21 protein-coding genes and 1 pseudogene are annotated in these 19000 nt (G+C 63.6%); 13 read left to right on the forward strand and 9 right to left on the reverse strand.

Features of this window, described 5'->3' with window-relative positions:
* The first annotated feature begins 86 nt into the window (after positions 1-86).
* Both GH663_RS16035 and GH663_RS21255 read left to right on the forward strand, forming a co-directional pair.
* Positions 87-995: a spermine/spermidine synthase domain-containing protein gene (locus GH663_RS16035; RefSeq protein WP_153132700.1), complete on the forward strand. Its 909-nt coding sequence runs from the start codon at positions 87-89 to the stop codon at positions 993-995.
* Positions 992-2071, forward strand: a pseudogene (locus tag GH663_RS21255) (MBL fold metallo-hydrolase). The gene GH663_RS16035 and the pseudogene GH663_RS21255 overlap by 4 nt, the downstream one beginning before the upstream one ends.
* On the opposite strand, the gene greB reads toward GH663_RS21255, so the two are convergent.
* Positions 2072-2629: a transcription elongation factor GreB gene (gene greB, locus GH663_RS16045; protein WP_153132701.1), complete on the reverse strand. Its 558-nt coding sequence runs from the start codon at positions 2627-2629 to the stop codon at positions 2072-2074.
* The gene (locus GH663_RS16050; protein ID WP_066883215.1) at positions 2629-2937 is read right to left on the reverse strand and encodes a hypothetical protein; all 309 of its coding nucleotides are present in this window, start codon (positions 2935-2937) and stop codon (positions 2629-2631) included. Before GH663_RS16050 ends, greB begins: the two co-directional genes overlap by 1 nt.
* Before the next feature lie 68 nt (positions 2938-3005).
* Between GH663_RS16050 and GH663_RS16055 the strand changes: the two genes are divergently transcribed.
* Positions 3006-3227, forward strand: a complete 222-nt coding sequence (locus tag GH663_RS16055) for a YdcH family protein (protein WP_205629901.1) — start codon at positions 3006-3008, stop codon at positions 3225-3227.
* Here the strand turns inward: GH663_RS16055 and GH663_RS16060 are convergent.
* Genes GH663_RS16060 through GH663_RS16070 form a run of 3 tightly spaced genes read right to left on the reverse strand, consistent with a single transcriptional unit; the run spans position 3224 to position 5029 of the window.
* Positions 3224-3367, reverse strand: a complete 144-nt coding sequence (locus GH663_RS16060; RefSeq protein ID WP_153132702.1) for a hypothetical protein — start codon at positions 3365-3367, stop codon at positions 3224-3226. The genes GH663_RS16055 and GH663_RS16060 overlap by 4 nt on opposite strands.
* Position 3368: 1 nt before the next feature.
* Positions 3369-4376, reverse strand: a complete 1008-nt coding sequence (locus tag GH663_RS16065; RefSeq protein WP_153132703.1) for an inorganic phosphate transporter — start codon at positions 4374-4376, stop codon at positions 3369-3371.
* Positions 4377-4390: 14 nt separating this feature from the next.
* Positions 4391-5029, reverse strand: coding sequence for a DUF47 domain-containing protein (locus GH663_RS16070; protein WP_153132704.1), 639 nt, complete (start codon positions 5027-5029; stop codon positions 4391-4393).
* A 108-nt stretch (positions 5030-5137) separates the two neighbouring features.
* On the opposite strand from GH663_RS16070, the gene GH663_RS16075 reads away from it, so the two are divergent.
* Genes GH663_RS16075 through GH663_RS16085 form a run of 3 tightly spaced genes read left to right on the forward strand, consistent with a single transcriptional unit; the run spans position 5138 to position 7338 of the window.
* Positions 5138-5467 carry a hypothetical protein gene (locus GH663_RS16075; protein WP_153132705.1) on the forward strand — a complete coding sequence of 110 codons (330 nt, stop codon included), beginning with the start codon at positions 5138-5140 and terminating at the stop codon, positions 5465-5467.
* A 27-nt stretch (positions 5468-5494) separates the two neighbouring features.
* The gene (locus GH663_RS16080; RefSeq protein WP_153132706.1) at positions 5495-6544 is read left to right on the forward strand and encodes an aldo/keto reductase; all 1050 of its coding nucleotides are present in this window, start codon (positions 5495-5497) and stop codon (positions 6542-6544) included.
* A complete protein-coding gene (locus GH663_RS16085) occupies positions 6541-7338 on the forward strand; it encodes a ferritin-like domain-containing protein (protein WP_153132707.1) in 798 nt (265 codons plus the stop codon). The genes GH663_RS16080 and GH663_RS16085 overlap by 4 nt, the downstream gene beginning before the upstream one ends.
* On the opposite strand, the gene GH663_RS16090 is transcribed toward GH663_RS16085, so the two are convergent.
* On the reverse strand, positions 7335-10166 hold the full coding sequence (locus GH663_RS16090; protein ID WP_153132708.1) for a response regulator: 2832 nt from the start codon (positions 10164-10166) through the stop codon (positions 7335-7337). The two genes, GH663_RS16085 and GH663_RS16090, sit on opposite strands and share 4 nt — an antisense overlap.
* A gap of 433 nt (positions 10167-10599) precedes the next feature.
* Here GH663_RS16090 and GH663_RS16095 point away from each other — a divergent pair, with 433 nt between their 5' ends.
* Positions 10600-12408: a DEAD/DEAH box helicase gene (locus GH663_RS16095; RefSeq protein WP_153132709.1), complete on the forward strand. Its 1809-nt coding sequence runs from the start codon at positions 10600-10602 to the stop codon at positions 12406-12408.
* Between the two features lie 129 nt (positions 12409-12537).
* On the opposite strand, the gene GH663_RS16100 is transcribed toward GH663_RS16095, so the two are convergent.
* The 3 genes from GH663_RS16100 to GH663_RS16110 are packed head-to-tail and all read right to left on the reverse strand — an operon-like array spanning position 12538 to position 14475.
* Positions 12538-12900 (reverse strand): cytochrome b5 domain-containing protein, encoded by a 363-nt coding sequence (locus GH663_RS16100; RefSeq protein ID WP_153132710.1) that lies wholly within the window; start codon positions 12898-12900, stop codon positions 12538-12540.
* Positions 12897-14150: a ferric reductase-like transmembrane domain-containing protein gene (locus tag GH663_RS16105; protein WP_153132711.1), complete on the reverse strand. Its 1254-nt coding sequence runs from the start codon at positions 14148-14150 to the stop codon at positions 12897-12899. Before GH663_RS16105 ends, GH663_RS16100 begins: the two co-directional genes overlap by 4 nt.
* 19 nt (positions 14151-14169) lie before the next feature.
* Positions 14170-14475: a hypothetical protein gene (locus GH663_RS16110; RefSeq protein WP_153132712.1), complete on the reverse strand. Its 306-nt coding sequence runs from the start codon at positions 14473-14475 to the stop codon at positions 14170-14172.
* A 277-nt stretch (positions 14476-14752) separates the two neighbouring features.
* On the opposite strand from GH663_RS16110, the gene GH663_RS16115 reads away from it, so the two are divergent.
* The 6 genes from GH663_RS16115 (at position 14753) to GH663_RS16140 (ending at position 18965) form a co-directional block, all read left to right on the forward strand.
* The gene (locus GH663_RS16115) at positions 14753-14962 is read left to right on the forward strand and encodes a hypothetical protein (protein WP_153132713.1); all 210 of its coding nucleotides are present in this window, start codon (positions 14753-14755) and stop codon (positions 14960-14962) included.
* Entirely contained in the window at positions 14946-15386 is a 441-nt protein-coding gene (locus GH663_RS16120) for a hypothetical protein (protein ID WP_153132714.1), read from the forward strand. Before GH663_RS16115 ends, GH663_RS16120 begins: the two co-directional genes overlap by 17 nt.
* A gap of 146 nt (positions 15387-15532) precedes the next feature.
* On the forward strand, positions 15533-15799 hold the full coding sequence (locus tag GH663_RS16125; protein WP_083518363.1) for a hypothetical protein: 267 nt from the start codon (positions 15533-15535) through the stop codon (positions 15797-15799).
* Between the two features lie 12 nt (positions 15800-15811).
* A complete protein-coding gene (gene rpsD, locus GH663_RS16130) occupies positions 15812-16429 on the forward strand; it encodes a 30S ribosomal protein S4 (protein ID WP_153132715.1) in 618 nt (205 codons plus the stop codon).
* Positions 16430-16444: 15 nt separating this feature from the next.
* Positions 16445-16663, forward strand: coding sequence for a hemin uptake protein HemP (gene hemP / locus GH663_RS16135; RefSeq protein ID WP_153132716.1), 219 nt, complete (start codon positions 16445-16447; stop codon positions 16661-16663).
* Between the two features lie 244 nt (positions 16664-16907).
* Positions 16908-18965 (forward strand): TonB-dependent receptor, encoded by a 2058-nt coding sequence (locus GH663_RS16140; RefSeq protein ID WP_153132717.1) that lies wholly within the window; start codon positions 16908-16910, stop codon positions 18963-18965.
* Positions 18966-19000 lie beyond the last annotated feature (35 nt).

Below are 19000 nucleotides of genomic sequence, written 5' to 3' on the forward strand. Positions count from 1 at the left end.
AAAAAATGGCGGCCGGTTGCACCATGAAGCAACCATCAAGTTAGGTCAGCCGATTGGCGCTTCGTGGTCGGGCCAGGATCGGTAAAATGGCGGCCATGACGCAAGCCGCCCGCCAAAGCAAGCCCGCCGCCCTCTTTGAAATGCCCAGCCCGTTCGAGACCGAAAGCGGCAAGATCCTGCTCCACGAACCAGCCTGGGCCCGCGAAGGCGAGTTGCGCGCCCAGTTGCTCGACGAAAGCTACCCGAAGCCTTTCGTCGTCGACGACGGCGAGCGCCGTTACCTGTACTTCAACACCCGGCTGATGCAGAGCGCCATGCGCCTGAAGGCGCCGAACGACCTCGATCTGCGCTACACCCAGAAAATGATGAGCTTCCTGCTCTTCAACCCCCACCCCAAGCGCATCGTGCTGATCGGCCTGGGCGGCGGTTCGCTGGTCAAGTTCTGCTACACGCGGATGCCCTCGGTGCAATTCACCGCGGTAGACATCGACCCGGACGTGATCGCCTTTCGCGAGGTTTTCATGCTGCCGCCGGACGGACCGCGACTGCAGGTCATCGAAGGCGATGGCGCCGAATACATCGCCGGCGCCGACAAAGGTATCGATGTCGTGATGGTCGATGCCTTCGACGAAACCGGCTTCGCGCCGGCGCTGGCCAACCGGGAATTCCTCGAAAGCATCTACGGCAAGCTCTCCGGCAATGGCGTACTGGTCGTCAATCTGGCCGGCGAGAAGGACAGCTACGTCGGCCTGATCAGCGATGCGATGCAGGTTTTCGACGAACAGGTGATCGTCTTCGGCGTCCCGGAAGATGGCAACCACGTGCTGCTCGCCTTCAAGGTCCGCTATTTCGAACCACGCTGGCGCTGGTTGCACAACCACGCCAAAGAATTGCGCGCCAAGTTCGGCCTGGACTTTCCGACTTTCGCACAAAAGATCGAACGTGCCGCCAAGCTCGGCGTTGCCCGCCGCGAAGCGGTGCGCGGGTTGAGATGAAGCGTCTCTACCTCGCTGCAGCCGGCATCGCGCTGCTCACCGCCTGTGCCACGGTCAACCCGCAATATGACCCAAAAAAGCCGCACCACCGCCCGCAGGGCTTTGCCAACAGCGACCCGACGCTGCATATCGGGGAACTGCCCTGGTACGACGTGCTGCGACGCAACCTGCGCGGCGACTTCCGGCCGCTCAAGGAACCCGCAGGCGGCTACGCCCGCTTTGCCCGCGACTGGAGCGTCGCGCTCGACCCGCAAGCCCTGCAGCAACGCCAAGAGACACCGCGCCTCACCTGGCTCGGCCACGCTTCACTGCTCCTGCAGGTGGCCGGCAAGAACATCCTGATCGACCCGCAGCTATCCGATTACGCCGGGCCTCATCCCTGGCTCTCAGCCAAGCGCCGCGTACCGGCCCCGATCGAGCCGGAAGCGCTGCCGCCGATCGACTTCGTGCTGATTTCGCACAATCACTACGATCATCTCGACCAAGCGACCATCGAACGCCTGCTTGCCGCCGGCCAGAAACCGCAGTTCATCGTCAGCCTCGGCGTCAAGGCCTGGTTCGACGAACGCGGCATCGGGCGGGTGAGCGAACTGGACTGATGGGAGACGCTGGAATTCGGCCCGCTCAAGCTGCATTACACGCCAGCCCAGCATTGGAGCAAGCGCACCCTGTTCGATGCCAACGCAACACTGTGGGGTGGCTTCGCCATCGAATGGTCGGCCGGACAGGCGGCGCCGTGGCGCTTTCTGTACACCGGCGACACCGGCTACTCGAAGGATTTCCAGGAAATCCGCCGCCGCCTCGGGCCGGTCGATTTTCTCGCCATTCCAGTCGGCGCCTACCTGCCGCGCGACTTCATGGCGCCGCAGCACATCAACCCGGACGATGCGCTCAGGATCATGCTCGACCTGGAGGCGAAACAGGCGCTCGGCGTGCATTGGGGCACTTTCGAGCTAACCCAGGAAAGTTTCGACCAGCCGCCGCAGGATCTGGCGGCCGCGCTAGAGCAACGCGGCCTGCCACCGCAACGCTTCTGGCTGTTCAAACACGGCGAGATGCGCCGCCTGCTGCCCTGATCAGTCGATCGCGGCGTAGACGACTTCGATGATATCGATTTCGCGGATGCCGAGCGGGCTCTGGAAGCGCACGCTGTCGCCTTCGCGCGACTTGATCAGTGCCCGGGCCAGCGGCGAGATCCAGCTGATACGACCGCGCGCGACGTCGGCTTCATCGACACCGACAATGGTGTAGGTGTTTTCTGCCCCATCGACATCGGCAACGGTGACCCGGGCACCGAAAAAGACCTGGTCGTTGTCGCCCTGGCGCAGTGGATCGACGATTTCGGCAATATCGAGGCGCTTGGTCAGGAAGCGGATGCGCCGGTCGATTTCGCGCAGGCGCCGCTTGCCATAGATGTAATCGCCGTTTTCCGAACGGTCGCCGTTTGAGGCGGCCCAGGCGACGATTTCCACCACATGCGGCCGCTCGCGCTTGACCAGGTGCTCCAGTTCGGACTTCAACCGGGCATGACCGCCCGGCGTAATGTAGTTGCGTGTGCCGCTGGGCAGCTTCAGCGATGCTTCGAGTTCTTCTTCGTCATCGCCGTCGCTCTCCCGTACGAACGCCTTGTTCATCAATAACCGATGCTGTAGTGCTCGACGTCGACGCGGATCAACTCGCGACCGAGAATCGCCGCCGTGTATTTGGCAAACTGTTCGGCCCAGGTGCGCTGGTCGCGGAAACGCCCTTCGCCGGCGTATTTGGCGACGCTGAGAATACGGTCGACGGCCAGGATCTTGCCGGTCGGCGTCGCCACATCGCATTCAAGCACGGTAAATTCATGATCGAACCATTGACGGGCTTCGTCGGCTGCCGCGCCACCGAAAACCTTGAAATCGAATTCCTTGTCGCGGCCGAAAGACACGATCACATGATGTTGCATTTCTCTCTCCTCCATTGAATTGTTCGGGTTATTCTAGCAATAACATCGCATGCAGTCAGGAACAGTCCATGGCCACCCAAACATTGACCGACGAGGAACTGGATGGCATCCGCCACCAGCTACAGGAGTTGCAGGTCGAACATCGCGACCTCGATCAGGTGATTTCCCACCTGATCGAAAACCCGCCGCCCGATGATCTGCTGGTCCGCCGGATCAAAAAACGGAAACTGGCCCTGAAAGACCGCATCCTGCTGCTGGAAGCTATGCTGGTGCCGGATATTCCGGCTTAGTCGGCGGCCGGCGGAATCCGGAAAAAGATCCAGTAAGCGCCGCCGAGCGCTGCCGCCACAGCCAGCTCCCAAAGCATCGGGAACTGCCAGACCACTCCTGCCAGCAGCGCCAGCAGGAGCAGATAGCGGAAAAATTTCAAATCAGAGAACCAGGCGGCCGATATACCAGGCAATCGCCGCCATCGCCGCGCTGCACGGGATGGTCAGGATCCACGCCCAGACGATGCCGCCGGCGACGCCCCAGCGAACGCGGCGGGCACCGCGCGTCGAACCGACCCCGGCAATGGCGCCGGTAATGGTATGCGTCGTCGACACCGGAATGCCGAGTGCCGTCGCCAGGAACAGGGTGATCGCGCCGCCGGTGTTGGCACAGAAACCGCGCGGTTGATTGAGCTTGGTGATGCGATTGCCCATGGTCTTGACGATGCGCCAGCCACCGAACATGGTACCGAGGCCCATCGCGGTATAGCAAGAGAACACCACCCAGCCCGGAATGGCGGCATGAGGGTCAGACATGCCGGCGGCGATCAGCAGCATCCAGATGATGCCAACCGTTTTTTGCGCGTCATTGCCACCGTGGCCAAGGCTGTAAGCCGCTGCCGAGAGTAGCTGGAAGCGGCGGAAATGCTTGTCCACCTTTCTGGGCGCAACGTTGCGGCAGATCCATGAAACCGCCACCATCAGGCCGCCACCGATCACGAAGCCGAGGAAAGGCGCGATGAAGATGAAAGCGATGATCTTCAGGACCCCGGCCGAAATCAGGCCGCCCACTCCGGCCTTGGCAATCGCCGCCCCGACCAGGCCGCCGACCAGCGCGTGCGAAGAGGAGGACGGAATGCCGTAGTACCAGGTGATGATGTTCCAGATGATGGCGCCGACCAGCGCCCCGAAAATCACGTAGTGATCGACGATGCTCGGGTCGATGGTGCCTTTGCCGATGGTGCTGGCCACCTTGAGCTGGAACAGGAAGTAGGCGAGAAAATTGAAGGCCGCGGCCCAGATCACCGCCTGATGCGGCTTGAGAACGCGGGTCGAGACGATGGTGGCAATCGAGTTGGCGGCATCGTGGAAGCCGTTCATGAAATCGAACAGCAAGGCAACGACGACCAGCGTGATGACCACGCCGAGACTGATTTGTACGGTATCCATACCGAGCTACCCGCTCAGGAGTTTTCTAGAACGATGGCCTCAATCGTGCCGGCGACGTCCTTGCAGCGATCGCTCACCGATTCGAGCAGTTCGTAGATTTCCTTCATCTTGACCACCTGGCGCACATCCGGCTCTTCGCGGAAGAGCTTGGACATCGCTTCGCGCAGCATGCGATCGGCGTCGGATTCAAGATCGTTGATTTCATGGCAGTGCCTGAGGATGGCCGGCGCGTTTTCCATGCTGTGCAGCAGCTTGACCGCCGACTGCACGCAGACGCAGCAACGCTCGGTGACATCGGCCAGCAGCTTCGCTTCGGCCGGCACGCTATGGACGTCGTAGAGGGCCATCGACTCGGCGACATCCTGAACGATGTCGAGAATGTCATCCATGCCGTTGATCAGCTGATGAATCTCATCGCGGTCGAACGGGGTAATGAATGAGGTGTGCAACTGCGCCAGCGTGCTGTGGGTGATTTCATCCGCCTTGCGCTCAATGACGTCGATTTCTTCGGCACGCTTTTCAGCATGCTCCGGCGCATCGACCAGCGCCCCGATCAACCCGGACAGCGCTTGGCCGCCCTGCACAATCAACTCGGCGTGCGCGTTGAAAAGATCGAAATACTTGCCCTCCCTGGGCATCAAGCGACCGAACATGACAGTCCTGTGAAGTTATTGTTACAGCCCGGCATTCTATCACGCGGGACTGATCGACCCGCGATCAAGCGCGTCGGCCGGGCATGCTTGCCGCTAAAATGTCGCACGATGAGCAACACCCTGCCGGCCGATACTTTCGGCGACCCCTTTCTTCTCGATGACCTGCCGCTGCCGCGCCAGCCGGCCGGCTACGCGGTCCAGCGGCTCGACACCGATACCCTGCTCGACCGCCATTCCGGCGCTTTCCTGCCGGTTCGTTCGCCCGAACTGGCGGGGCTGTTCCCGACCTTCGACGCCGCCCATGCCGCAGCCAGCGCCTGGGTCACGCAGCACTGCCCGCCGCCGGCCGACCACTGCCTGGCCATCGTCCCGGCCGGCTTCGACCCCTTTCTCAACCGCCACGTGCTGATCTACGGCGTGCTCTGCGGTCAACCCTGATTTCCGGCCCATTTTCGGAGAAACACCATGTCCCCATTCCAGCAACGCCCCCTTGGCAACAGCGACCTGATCGTTCCTGATGTCTGCCTCGGCACGATGACCTTCGGCGAACAGACCGCTGAAAGCGACGCCCACGCCCAACTTGATTACGCACTGGCCGCCGGCGTCAATTTCATCGATGTCGCCGAGATGTATCCAGTGCCGGCCCGCGCCGAAACCTGCGGCGCCTCGGAGCGCATCGTCGGCAACTGGCTGGCCCGCCAGGCCCGCGACAAGATCCTGATCGCCACCAAGGTAGCCGGCCCCAGCCGCAACCTGAGCTGGATCCGCAGCGGCCCGCCGGCCATGGACCGGGCCAATATCCGCGCCGCCATCGACGGCTCGTTGCAACGCCTGCGCACCGACTACATCGACCTCTATCAATTGCACTGGCCGGAACGCAACCAGCCGATGTTCGGCCAATGGCACTTCGATCCGGCCAACGAACGGGAATGCACGTCGATTCGCGAGCAACTGCAAGCCCTCGGCGAACTGGTCAAGGAAGGCAAGGTGCGCCAGATCGGCGTCTCCAACGAACACGCCTGGGGCTTGATGCAGTTCGTCCGCCTCGCCGAGGAAGCCGGCCTGCCCCGCATCGTCTCGACGCAGAACGCCTACAACCTGCTCAACCGGACCTACGAGACATCCTTGCTGACCGAAATCGGCCATCGCGAAAACATCGGCCTGCTCGCCTACTCGACGCTGGCCTTCGGCCACCTGACTGGCAAGTACCTGGCCAATCCGGACGCCCCGGGCCGGATCACCCAGTGGCCCACCTTCGGTCAGCGCTACACCAAGCCCAACGTCCAGCCCGCCGTCGCCGCCTACGCCGCGCTGGCCGCCAAGCACGGCCTGACCCCGAGCCAGCTCGCCCTCGGCTTTGTCCGCTCGCGCTGGTTCGTTGCCAGCACCATTGTCGGTGCCTCGTCGCTAACGCAACTGCAGGAAACCCTGCCGGCGACCCAGACCGCGATTTCTCCCGAACTGCTGGCTGAAATCGACGCCCTCCAGTTGCGATACACCAACCCGGCACCATGAGTCGTTCGCTGTTCGCCGCCTTGGCCGACGCGCTGGCCGCCACCGAAATCGAGCAAAAACTGGCGTTGACCGCAGGCATCGCCGCCGACTGGCAAGCCGGCCGGCTGGACTGGCGCGACCAGCCCGGGGTCGCCCTGCACTGCGGCCTTCCGGCCCGACCGGAACTGGTTTCACCCCGACGGGTGCCGAAACGCAATCCGAAAAGCCCGGAAGGTCGCGCCCGGCTGGTGCACGCCATCGTCCATATCGAGTTCACGGCGATCAATTTGGCGCTCGACCACGCGGCGCGCTTTCCCGGCATGCCGGCGCAGTATTACGCCGACTGGATCGGCGTCGCCGCCGAAGAGGCCTACCACTTTACGATCCTGCGCCAGCGCCTGCAGGCGCTCGGTCACGACTATGGCGATTTTCCCGCCCATGCCGGTCTGTGGGCGATGGCCGAGAAGACAGCCGGCGACGTCCTCGCCCGCATGGCGCTGGTGCCGCGCCTGCTCGAAGCGCGCGGCCTCGATGCGACGCCGCCCATCCAGCAGAAGCTGGCGGAATGCGGCGATGAGGAATCGGCTCGCCTGCTCGACATCATCCTGCGCGACGAGATCGGCCATGTCGGCCTCGGCGACCAGTGGTTCCGCCAGCTTTGTGCCGACCGCCAACTCGAACCGGAAAGCACCTATCGCCGCCTGCTCGACGACTACGAAGCGCCTTGGCCACAGGCGCCAATGAACGAAGCGGCCCGCCTCGCCGCCGGCTTCAGCACCGGCGAACTGGCCGAACTGGTCGCGGCCCGCGCCTAGCGGGCCGGCAGCCAGTTCAGCAAGGCGGCATAGAGCAGATCGGGATCGACCGGTTTGGCGACATGAGCGTTCATGCCGGCCTCCAGGCAGATCGCCACATCATCTTCAAAAGCGTTGGCGGTCAACGCCAGAATCGGCACGTTTTCATAGCCGGGCAGCCGGCGAATGCGCCGCGTCGCCTCCAGGCCATCAAGCACCGGCATCTGGACATCCATCAGGATCAGGTCATAACGCTCGCTGGCGGCGCGCGCCAGCGCCTCGGCGCCATTGTCGACCATATCCAGTTCCAGCTCGACGCTCGACAACAATTCGCTCGCCACCTCACGGTTGATCTCGTTGTCTTCGGCGAGCAGGATGCGCTGGCCGGCGTGGCGTTCAATCAGCAACCTACCGACCTCGGCCGCCCCGGCCACGGGCGCCTCGGGCGCGCGGCCACTCAGCCGCAGCAGGGTGTCGTACAGGCATGAGGCGGAAACCGGCTTGGCCAGTACGCCATGAAAACCGGCCGGCGCCCACAATTCACGCCCCAACTCGTTGTCGTAGGCGGTGACCAGCAGATGCAGCGGGCGATGCTGCAAAGGCATCCGGGCCAGCGCCGCAGCCGCCTCCAGTCCATCCATGCCCGGCATACGCCAGTCGAAGAGGACGATCTCGAATGGCTCACCGAGGCGGTCGGCCTCGGCGATCATGCCCAGCCCCGCCTCGCCACTGGTCGCTTCCGTCGCCCGCATACCCTGCTGACGCAGCATCTCGACCAAGACCAGGGCGGCTTCCGGATGATCATCGACCACCAGCGCCCGCCGACCAGCCAGTGCAGAAAGTGCCGGGCGTGGCGCCAGCTTGCTACCGTCGCGCCCGAGTCGGGCGGTAAACCAGAAAATACTGCCTTTTCCGGGCGCGCTTTCAACGCCGATCTCGCCGCCCATCATCGCCGCCAGCCGCCGGCTGATCGCCAGGCCCAGCCCCGTCCCGCCATACTGCCGGGTGGTCGAACTATCAGCCTGCTCGAAGGCCGAAAACAGACGCGGCAAAGCCGCTTGATCGATACCGATGCCGGTATCGCGCACCTCGAAGCGGGCCAGCACCTGTCCATCCCGCTCCTCGACGACTGCAGCCCGGATGACGATCGAGCCCTGCTCGGTGAATTTCAGGGCATTGCCGGTGAAATTGAGCAGGATCTGCCCGAGGCGCAGCGCATCGCCCTGGAAGGTACCGGCCAGCGCCGGCGCGACATCGCGAATCAGTTCGACACCCTTGGCACTGGCCCGCTCGGCGGTCATCGCACAGACGCCATCGAAGACCGTGTCCATGTCGAAGCTGCTGTACTCGAGGTGCAGCTTGCCGGCTTCGATCTTCGAAATATCGAGAATGTCGTTGATGATCGACAACAGGTGATGCGCCGCATCATTGATTTTCTTCAGACGCTCGACCTGACGCGGGTCGCTCAATTCCTTCTGCAACAGATGGGTCAGGCCGACGATGGCATTCATCGGCGTCCTGATTTCGTGGCTCATGTTGGCCAGGAAAGAACTCTTCGACTGGTTGGCCCGCTCGGCCGCATCGCGCGCCATGGCCAGGGCGTCGTTGGCTTCGGCCAGGTCGCGGGTGCGCTGCGCCACCTTGAGATCGAGTTCCTCGCCCCAGCGCCGCAAGGCACCAGTCTGCTCGCCGATGGTGTCGAGCAGTTGATCGAAGAGCTGGCCGAGCGCCACCAGCTCGTCATCCCCCGGCATTTCGCCGACCCTTGCTGCAAGCTCGCCCTGACTGACCGCCCGCATTGCCGTATCGAGCCGCGCCAGCGGATGCAGGATGCCGCGCGCCAGGCGCCAGGAGACCCAGGTCGCCAGCATCGCGGCAATCGCCAGCGACAGCATCAACAGGCCGATGGCACGCCAGCGAAAAGCGGCGAATGGCGCCTCCGGAATACCGACATAAAGCATGCCGACCCGTTCACCGTGATAATCGAGCAGCAGCTCGTACGCCGTCACCGCCCAGTGATCAACGACAAAAGCCCGGCGTATCCAGGTTTCGCCGCGATCGAAAACCGCCTCCTTGACGCTCTGCGAGACCCGCGTGCCAATGGCGCGCTCGCCCCCGGCACGGCGCACGCTGGTCGCAATCCGCACATCGCCGAGAAACAAGGTCACAGCGCCGCTCGCACCAAGTTGGCGCAAACCGCTGGCCGAAACAATTTCCGACAGGTAATCGACAAAAGCAGCCTGCCGGTTGAGCAAAGTGCCGCCGACGACGGTGGCGATCACCATTCCCGCTTCATCGCGCATCGGCGCCGCGGCCACCACCACCAGCCCGCGTTTTTCTTCCGTAAGCGGGCTCGGCGTGGCCAATGGCGTATCGATCAGGCTAAGCGCCGCCCGGACCGGCAACGTCGCCGACAGTTGCAACAGCTTGTCCGCCGGCAGAACCTCCAGCCCAACCCGCTCATCGGCATTGCGCAACGCATCGCCGAGCACCTTCAGGTCAACATAAGGATCGCCCGCCACCAGGCCTTCACTGGCCGCCAGGACGCTGCCCTGCGGATCGACAATGGCAAGAAAGTCGAAGCCGACATTCTCCTGGCGAGAAGCCAGCACCTCGGCCAGCCCAACATCATTCGCCTCGCGGCGGAGCAGACTGCGTATCCGCCGGGAATCTGCCAGGCTCTGCGACGAAGCCAGCGCTTCACGCTGGATGTGCACGAGATGACTGCGCGCCATCGCCAGATCACCGGTCACCTTGTGGGTCAGCAAGCGGTCGAAATACTCGTTGCCAAAGTAGAACAAGATGCCGCCCAGCACCGGCAGAGCCAATAGCGGAAAACCCGCCAGCACCCAGAGACGCCATTTCAGAGAACCCGGCCGCAAACGCTGGAGCAGGGTTCGTCGCGTGCTAATTTCCTGAATGATGCTCTCTCCCGCTTTTCCCGAGCCAAAGCCGCGATTGGCGATTCGGGGAATATTTATTTTATTGGGGAAGATGATGCGCCGATGCGGGTATTAAGGCAATTACCCCGCCCTCAGTCGCCCGTGCCCGTTTCCGAGCGGGCGAAAATAGAGTAAACTAATAATATCAATGCGTTGATCCATCGCCCGCAGGGCTCCCGAGCAGCTACCGCTTTACCCCTCGTTTGCAGTTCACTTTGCAGGTCTCACCATTGAATCGCCCCCTAGGCATAGCTGCGTCAGGGGAACTCAGGCCGCCCGACCATCGGGCCAACACGTCGCAAGCAAACAAAAGCAAGCAGCGGCGTCGAAAGGAAACAGCATGACATCACCCGTCGAAAGCTTTGCCGACCTCGGCTTAGGCTCCGCCCTACTCAAAGCCCTGGCCGATATTGGCTATGAAACCCCGTCGCCGATCCAGGCGCAGTGTATTCCCATCCTGCTTGAAGGCCACGATCTGATCGGCATGGCCCAGACCGGCACCGGCAAGACCGCCGCCTTCGCGCTGCCGCTGCTCGAAAAGATCGACGTCAAGATCAGCAAGCCGCAGGCCCTGATCCTGACCCCGACCCGCGAACTCGCCATCCAGGTCGCCGAAGCGCTGCAAAGTTACGCCCACGGCCTGCCCGGCTTCCACGTCCTGCCGATCTACGGCGGCCAGAGCTACACCATCCAGCTCAAGCAACTGTCGCGCGGCGCCCACATCATCGTCGGCACCCCGGGTCGCGTCATGGACCACCTGGAGCGCAAGACGCTCAACCTCGACAACCTGAAGACCCTGGTCCTCGACGAAGCCGACGAAATGCTGCGCATGGGCTTCATCGACGACGTCGAATGGATTCTCGAACGCACCCCGGCCGAGCACCAGACCGCACTGTTCTCGGCCACCATGCCGGAACAGATCCGCCGCGTCGCCCAGAAGTACCTGGTCGAGCCGCGCGAAATCAAGATCAAGTCGGCCACCGCCACCGTTGCCGCGATCCGCCAGGTGTACTGGCAGGTTTCCGGCATGCACAAGCTGGACGCCCTGACCCGCATCCTCGAAGTCGAGGAAGACTTCGACGCCGCCATCATCTTCGTCCGCACCAAGACCGCTACCGTCGAACTGGCCGACAAGCTGTCGGCCCGCGGCTATGCCGCCGCCGCCCTGAACGGCGACCTCAACCAGCAGATGCGCGAACGCGTCATCGAGCAGTTGAAGTCCGGCGCCCTCGACATCGTCATCGCCACCGACGTTGCCGCCCGCGGTATCGACGTACCGCGCGTCAGCCACGTCGTCAACTACGACATTCCGTACGACACCGAAGCCTACGTGCACCGCATCGGCCGTACCGGCCGCGCCGGCCGCAACGGCAACGCCATCCTCTTCGTCGCACCGCGCGAAGTCCGCATGCTGCGTACCATCGAACGCGCCACGCGCCAGCCGATCGCGCCGCTGACCCTGCCCAGCCGCGCCGACGTCACCAACAAGCGGGTCGCCGGTTTCAAGGAAAAGGTCGCCGAGGTGCTCAACGCCGAAGGCCTCGATTTCTTCGCCAACATCGTTGCCCAGATCAGCGAAGAACATAACGTCGGCCCGGAAGAAGTCGCCGCCGCACTGTGCCTGATGGCTCAGGAAGGCAAGCCGCTGCAAATCGCCGGTGAAGACCCGGCACCGCCGCGTCCGATGCCGGCCGACAGCCGCGATGCGCGTCGCCCGACCAGCTTTGGCGACCGCGAGCGCAAGCCGCGCTTTGAAGGCGGCGACCGTCCGCGTTTCGAAGAGCGTGGCGACAAGCCCCGTTTCGAAGACAAGCAGCGTCGCCCGGCCCCGGCTGGCGACATGGTGCGTTACCGGATCGACGTCGGTCGTGACCATGGCGTCCAGGTCAAGGACATCGTCGGCGCCATCGCCAACGAAGCCGGCATCGAAAGCCGCTTCATCGGCCGCATCGGTCTTTACGACGAATCGAGCACCGTCGAACTGCCCGCCGGCATGCCGGCCGAAGCTTCCAACGCGCTGAAGCGCACCCGCGTCCGCGGCGTGCCGATCAACCTGCGTCCGGACGAAGGCCGCCCGGATGCCGGCGGTGAGCGCAAGTTCGAAGGCGATCGCGGCGGTTTCAAGAAGAAGAAATTCGGCGACCGCTGATTCTTCGCCAGTAAGATTTTCAAAAAGCCACGGCCTGTCCGTGGCTTTTTTTCGTCGGCGATTTTTGCCATTTCTGACCGGTCCACCGCAGGAGTCGGCCTGGCAGCGCCAAGCGCAGATGAAGGCGCCCTATTCAGCCAGCAAGCGGCCAATGCGATAGGCCGGCAACAACTGGTCGGCCGCCGGTGAATGCGCCCGGCCCTTGGTCTTGGTCCGGTAGGCGTCGGACGCCTCCCGACCGCACCAGGGCAGGATGATGCTCGGTTTGGATGGATGCTCGGGCAGGTAGCCGGTCAAGTCGTACACCTGCCCATCGATGGCCATCCAGCAATCGTTCTCCGCGCCATGGCGGGCGACCTCGGTCAGCGCGTAGGTTTTCTCGGCGAGCGGTAGCGGCGGTTCGGACATTGGCGCGCTGCGGGCCAAGAGCCAGAGTCCCAGCACCACCGCCCAGAACAGCACCGTCGCCAGCAGGAATAGTTTGCGCATCATCGGAAATCGAAGCACTCGAAGTGGATGCTCGCCGGCGCCATGCCCCGCTGCCCAAGAATTTCGGCCGTACTGCCCAGCAACCCCGGCGGACCACAGAGAAAGGCGATACGCCCCGCCAATGCCGCTGAATCCGGCAACAGCCCGGCCAAAGTCGCCGCATTGAAATCGCCGCAATGCACGTGCAGGGTCAGCGACGGCTGCCGCGCGGCCAGGGTTCGGAGTTCTTCGACATAGGCCCCATCTTCAGGCCGGCGATAGAAATAGAATAACTGCGTTGGCTGCATCAGACGCTCGTCGCGCAGCACGGCGAGAAACGGGGTGAGGCCGATGCCGCCGGCCAGCCAGAATTGCGGCAAGGGAGGCCGATCGAGCAGAAAATCGCCAAAGGGCCCCTGCACCCCGACCGGGACGCCGATTTCCACCGTTTGCAGATGTCGCGTGCAATCGCCCAATGCCTTGATGGAAATGCGCAGATGCCCCTCGGGATCGACCGCGCAGATCGTGTACGGATGGCATTCGCCGCAGCCCCGGAAAGTATCGCCATCGCCGAAGCCAACCAGCACGAACTGGCCGGGCCGTGCCGTAATCGGCATGCCCAGTGGGCGAAGGGCGATTTCGACGATGTCGGCGGCAACCCTTTGTACCTGACTGACCAGATAAGGCCGGGCCGCCAGGCTGCTGTCGATACGCAGGAAACGCCAGCCGAGAAAAAGCAGGCTGAGCAAGAGCATGAAGAAGAAGCTCGGCCCCAGGCCAAGCAGCCACAAATGCAGGCAACCGAACAGGATGGCGACAGCCAGCAAAGCATGTAGCCCGCGCCAGAGCGGGTACGGCAGACGCCGCGAGAAGCTGGCCACCATGCCCAGCATCAGGCAGAGCAAGCCCAGCCAGCCGAACCACAACGGCCAGCCCTGAGTCAGCGGCGAGACCAGCGCCCAGGCCAGGGCCGGTGATTCGGCCAGGTTATCGACCGCCAGGGCCAGCGGATGGGCAAGCAGCAGGAGATAGGCCAGCGTACCGAGCACATGATGCCAGGCGTACATGCGCTCCAACCCGCCCAGACGTTCGGCCAGCCAGCTCTCACGCAACATCAGTAACAGGCTGGCCAGCAGCAGGCCGCAGCCGGCCCAGCCGAGCACGATACCGAGACTGCGCCAGAGCGGCAGGCCGGCCGGCCAGGCCCAGACGACGGGCAGGCCGAGCAGGATCGCGGTCAGCAGGGGAATCGACAGGAGACGAGGTAGCTTCATTGGCCTAACCCGCCGCCGCTCAAGGCCTGGCAGCCGACGGACGCAGGTGGTCGCAAATATCCCGCCCCCCGGTACTCAGTTGCCGCCCCTGACGGGCGGCCCGCTCCAACATCAGACGGTGATGCGCCTGCTGATAGGCCTCGCATTCATCCAATCGCTGAAAACTGCGGATCCTGGCCTGATGCTCGACCCGCTCTTCCGGCGTCATCAATTGCCAGCCCCGGGTATTTTCTTCGCTGGCCCGCCACGGACCACGGGCCTGTACCGCGCCACTGGCGGCGATCAGCAACACGACAAGCAATAGACGAAATGGACAGCGAGACATGCCGCCTCCTGTATGCGATGTACCAACCATTCATCATAGGCCCTTCCCCGCCTATTGTCCGGTATGACGCATGCGATACCGCACATTCAGAAATTCATTTGGGGTATTGACAACAATTCTTATTTACAAAAACAAAAACAGTCCATATTATGAGAATCATTCTCAATAACCAAACACCGGAATGCGTAGCCTGCTTCTCAATACCTCACTGGCCGGCCTGTTGCTCTGTCTTCTGCTGGCCGGCATTTCAACCTGATCTTGCTGCAAGGGAGTGGCCATGCCATCCAGCGAACTGTGGGCCGGGGCCTTGAGCCTGCTGCTCATCCACCACGAAACCGGTTGCCCGCATTCGGCACTGAATGCTGTCCGCCTGCTCGAACGCCTTTGCGAAATGGATGGCGTCGATGCTGAAACCCGAAACCTGTGCGAGCGCGCCAGCGCCCGCCTGAGCCGGCAACAGGAAACACGCCATGCTTGCACCGCTTAAAGACCGCAGCATTCTCGAACGCGACGATGGCGATCCGCTGGCGCCAGCGGTCGATACCCGGCAGATCGCCCGCCTCGAATCGGAGATCGGCGCCTTGCGTCAGGCTCTGCGCCAATCGCGCCAAACCCAGCGGCGCAGCGCCACCCTGGCCGCCCGCCAGATTGTTGCGCAAACCAACGAGATCAGCCGCCTGCAGGAAATCAATGCCCAGCAGCGCCAGCGCCTGGCCAAGCTCGAATCCGGCCAGGCCATGATCGAACTGGGTCGCAAGCTGATCGAACTGAGCGATGCCAACGACCACCTGGCCGGCACCGCGCAGCGGGTCTGGTTTCTCGAAAAGACCATCGCCGCCGCCCATGCCGAATACGAACGACTGTCCCGCGAGCGCGATGGGCTGGCCGCTTGCCGCATCAATCGGCGTTGACTTAGCCAGCGCAAGGCCCAGCCATTCCCGATTCACCACCCGGACTCACCCGGCGCCAGCCGGCGTGACTCCGTCTTCCCCTGACCCAGCCAGCCATCCGGAGATCCGGCCAGCCAGCCAGTTTTTCAAAACCTCTGGAGCGCCTCATGGATAACTCCGACATGCCGGTCGACCTGCGACTGGCCGCCGTCATTCACCTGCTCTCGTCCTCCGCCTTGCGCGGCGCCACCCTGAACAAGACCGAGGCCCTGCGTGCGCATCTGCGTGGCATCGCTGCACAGGATGGCCTCAACCCCTACCTGAAAAGTACCTTGCAGGAAGTGTTGGGCGGCTGGGAAGCGGTGCAGTGTCACCCGAACTCGGTTCCTGTCGATTTTTACCCGTTGACCGCGCCCGGTTGCCACGTTCACTGAAAGAGAGAAAAGATGTCCCGTTACACCGGCCCCCGCCTCAAAGTCCTGCGCGCCCTCGGCATCGACCTGCCCGGCCTGTCCCGCAAATCGATGCAGGAGCGGCCACAGCCGCCCGGCCAGCACGGCGCCCGTAAGCTGAGCAGCCGCAAGTCCGAATTCGGCTTGCAACTTCTGGAAAAGCAGAAGCTGCGCTACAACTACGGCCTCTCCGAGCGCCAGTTGCGCCGCGTCGTGCTCGATGCCAAGAAGGATCGCGGCGCCACCGGCGACAAGCTGGTCGAGCTGCTCGAACGCCGCCTCGACAACCTGGTCTTCCGCGCCGGTTTCGCACCGACCATCCCCGCCGCCCGCCAGCTAGTCAGCCATGGCCACATCGCGCTGAACGGCCGCCGGGTAACGATTCCGTCGATTCGCATCCGGGTCGGCGATGCCTTCGGGCCGACCGAACAGAACCGCCAGCTCGCCTTCATCCGCGCCACGCTGGACAACCCGGCGCTGGAACGGCCGGAATGGATCGCCCTCGACAGGACGACGCTGACCGCCCGCCTCAGCCACCTGCCGGATGGCAACTCGGCCCCCTTCCCGCTCGACCTGCAACGTATCGTCGAGTATTACGCCACTCGAATGTAGGTCCAGGAGTCGCTCATGCAAACCAGTAAACAAGGCATCCGAGCTCCGTTTCTCGGGCGCCAGTACAACGCCCTGGCCGAAACGCCCGGCGCCATTCCTGTCGCGGCATCCGCGCCGCCCAGTTTCACCAGTCACGAGCTGTTTGGCGCTCAGAACGAGATCAGCATCGTGCATCGCGGCGAACGCTACAGCCTGCGTATCACCGGCCTCGGCAAACTGATCCTGACCAAATAGGGCGCTGCGCCGGTAGACGGCGCCGCGCAATGCCCGCCCACGCTCTGCCGTCGGCGGGATTTTTTTTGCTCTGCCCCCCGGTTTTTGCCTTTTTCCGAGCGTCGACCGCAGGCCTGCGCCGCACCGGGAAAAACTGACTTTAATCAAATCAACAATCATTCTCATTTGGCAGAATACTAATATTCTCTGATTACCATCAGGCGAGCCAGCCCACGCCAGCCAGCCCTCTTCACTGGAGTTGTTCATGGACTTGCCTCGCCTCAGCCCCGTTGCGGCCGCCCTGCTGATCGCCTTTTCGACGGTCAATGCGCAGGAAAGCACGCTTTCCCCGGTTAACGTCACCGCCAAAGGTTACGCCGCCGCCGATCTCGAAACCCCGCTGGCGACGACGACGCTCGACCGCAGCGAAATTGCCCGGCGCAATGCCACCAATGTCGGCGACGCGCTACGCGGCGAGCCGGGCATCGCCGTTTCAAACGACAGCGCCCAGGGCCAGAACCCGGTTATTCGCGGGCTGGGCAAGGAGAGCATCGTGCTGCTGGTCGATGGCATGCGCTTCAACTCGGCGCAGCCAGCCGGCGCCATCGCCTCCTTCATGTCCTTCGGCATGGCCGAACGGGTCGAAGTGGTCAAGGGCGGCGCCTCGGTGCTCTACGGCACCGGCGCGCTGGGCGGCGCGCTCAACGTGCTGCTGCCGCAAGCGAAATTCGTTTCCGGCGTCGGCGTCGAAGCCGGCGCCAGTTTCGACAGCGCCAGTCAGGGCCTGCGCGGCACCGCCGTGATGAATGCGAGCAGCGGCGATCACGCGCTGATGCTCGGCGCCTCGCTGGCCCGGATCGACGACTACAAGTCGCCGGAAGGCACGGTGGCGCGCACCGGCTACGACTCCGACAGCTTCATCGGCCAGTACCGCTTCCGCCTCGACAGCCAGCAGCAACTGCGCCTGTCACTGCAACAGCACAAGGACGAGGACGTCTGGTATCCCGGTTCGACCCGGCCGCACGCCAGCCCGCTGGTCGGCAGCACGACCGTCCATTCGCCGACCCAGGCACGCCGTCTGCTCGAACTCGGCTACAGCCGCCAGGGCAGCGGCGAGGCGCCGCTCAATGTCGATCTGCGCGTCTATCGCCAGGACATGGAGCGCCAGATCTACTCGTGGGCCAACAAGCTGAACCGCGACATCGCCACCAACCAGGTCACGTTCGAGACCACCGGCATCGACGCCAAGGCCGACTGGCTGGTCCATCCGCAGCACCTCGTCTCATTCGGCCTGAATGCCTGGGAAATGACCGGCAACCCCGACCGCTACATGGCGAGCGGCGCCCCCTTCGTCACGCTGAGCGCCAACAACCCGTTCCAGAATGCCCGCCTAAAGGCAGTCGGCGTCTATGCCCAGGACGACATGCGCTTCGGCCGCCTCAACCTGCTCACCGGCCTGCGCTACGACACGGTCAGCGGCGACGCCGACAGCATGAACAACGGCGCCCGCAAAACCGGGCTCGATAGTTCGGACAGCGCCGTTTCCGGCAGTCTCGGCGCGATCTATGAAGTGGCGCCGCTGTTCCGCCCCTACGCCAACTACGCCCGCGCCTTCCGCGCCCCGGGCATGCGCGAGCGCTACGAATCGGGCCTGCGCGGCGACGGCTATTACTACGCCGGCAGCCCGGAAGTCGAGTCGGAGAAGGCCGACCAGTTCGAACTCGGCGTCAAGGGTGCCAGTGCGGCGGTCGACTACGGCGTTTCGGCCTATTACAACCAGATCGACAACTACATCACCGGCCAGATCCTGACCGGCAGCGCCGCCACCGCCGCCTGCGGCGCCGCCAATGCCGCCAACTGCAAGAAGACGATCAACCTCGGCAGCGCCACCATCAAGGGCTTCGAAGCCCGCGCCCGCTGGCAGTTCGTCGATGGCCACTGGCTGAGCGCCGGCTATTCGCGGCTGCGCGGCACGAACGACGATCTCGACGAGCCGCTGTTCCAGATGCCGGCCGACGAAGTATCACTGGGCTGGCTCGGTCGCATGCTGCCCGGCGTCAAGGCCGACTTCACGCTGCGCCTGGTGGACCGCCAGGACCGCGTCGCCAGCAAGTTCAGCAAGGGCAGCGAGAATGCCACCGCCGGCTTCGTCACCGCCGACCTCGGCGCCAGCTGGCAGATCGACAAACGCAACAGCCTGCGCTTCGCGATCAAGAACCTGGCCGACAAGACCTATCACGAACACCTGACCGAAGGCGTTTCCGGCAGCGAGATCAAGGCCCCCGGCCGCAGCGTCCAGCTTGCCTGGCGCGGCAGCTTCTAAGCCGCTTTCCCAATCACCCCAGCCCAAAGCCATCA

It is taken from the genome of Dechloromonas hortensis (assembly GCF_009469765.1).
Lineage (GTDB): Bacteria > Pseudomonadota > Gammaproteobacteria > Burkholderiales > Rhodocyclaceae > Azonexus > Azonexus hortensis.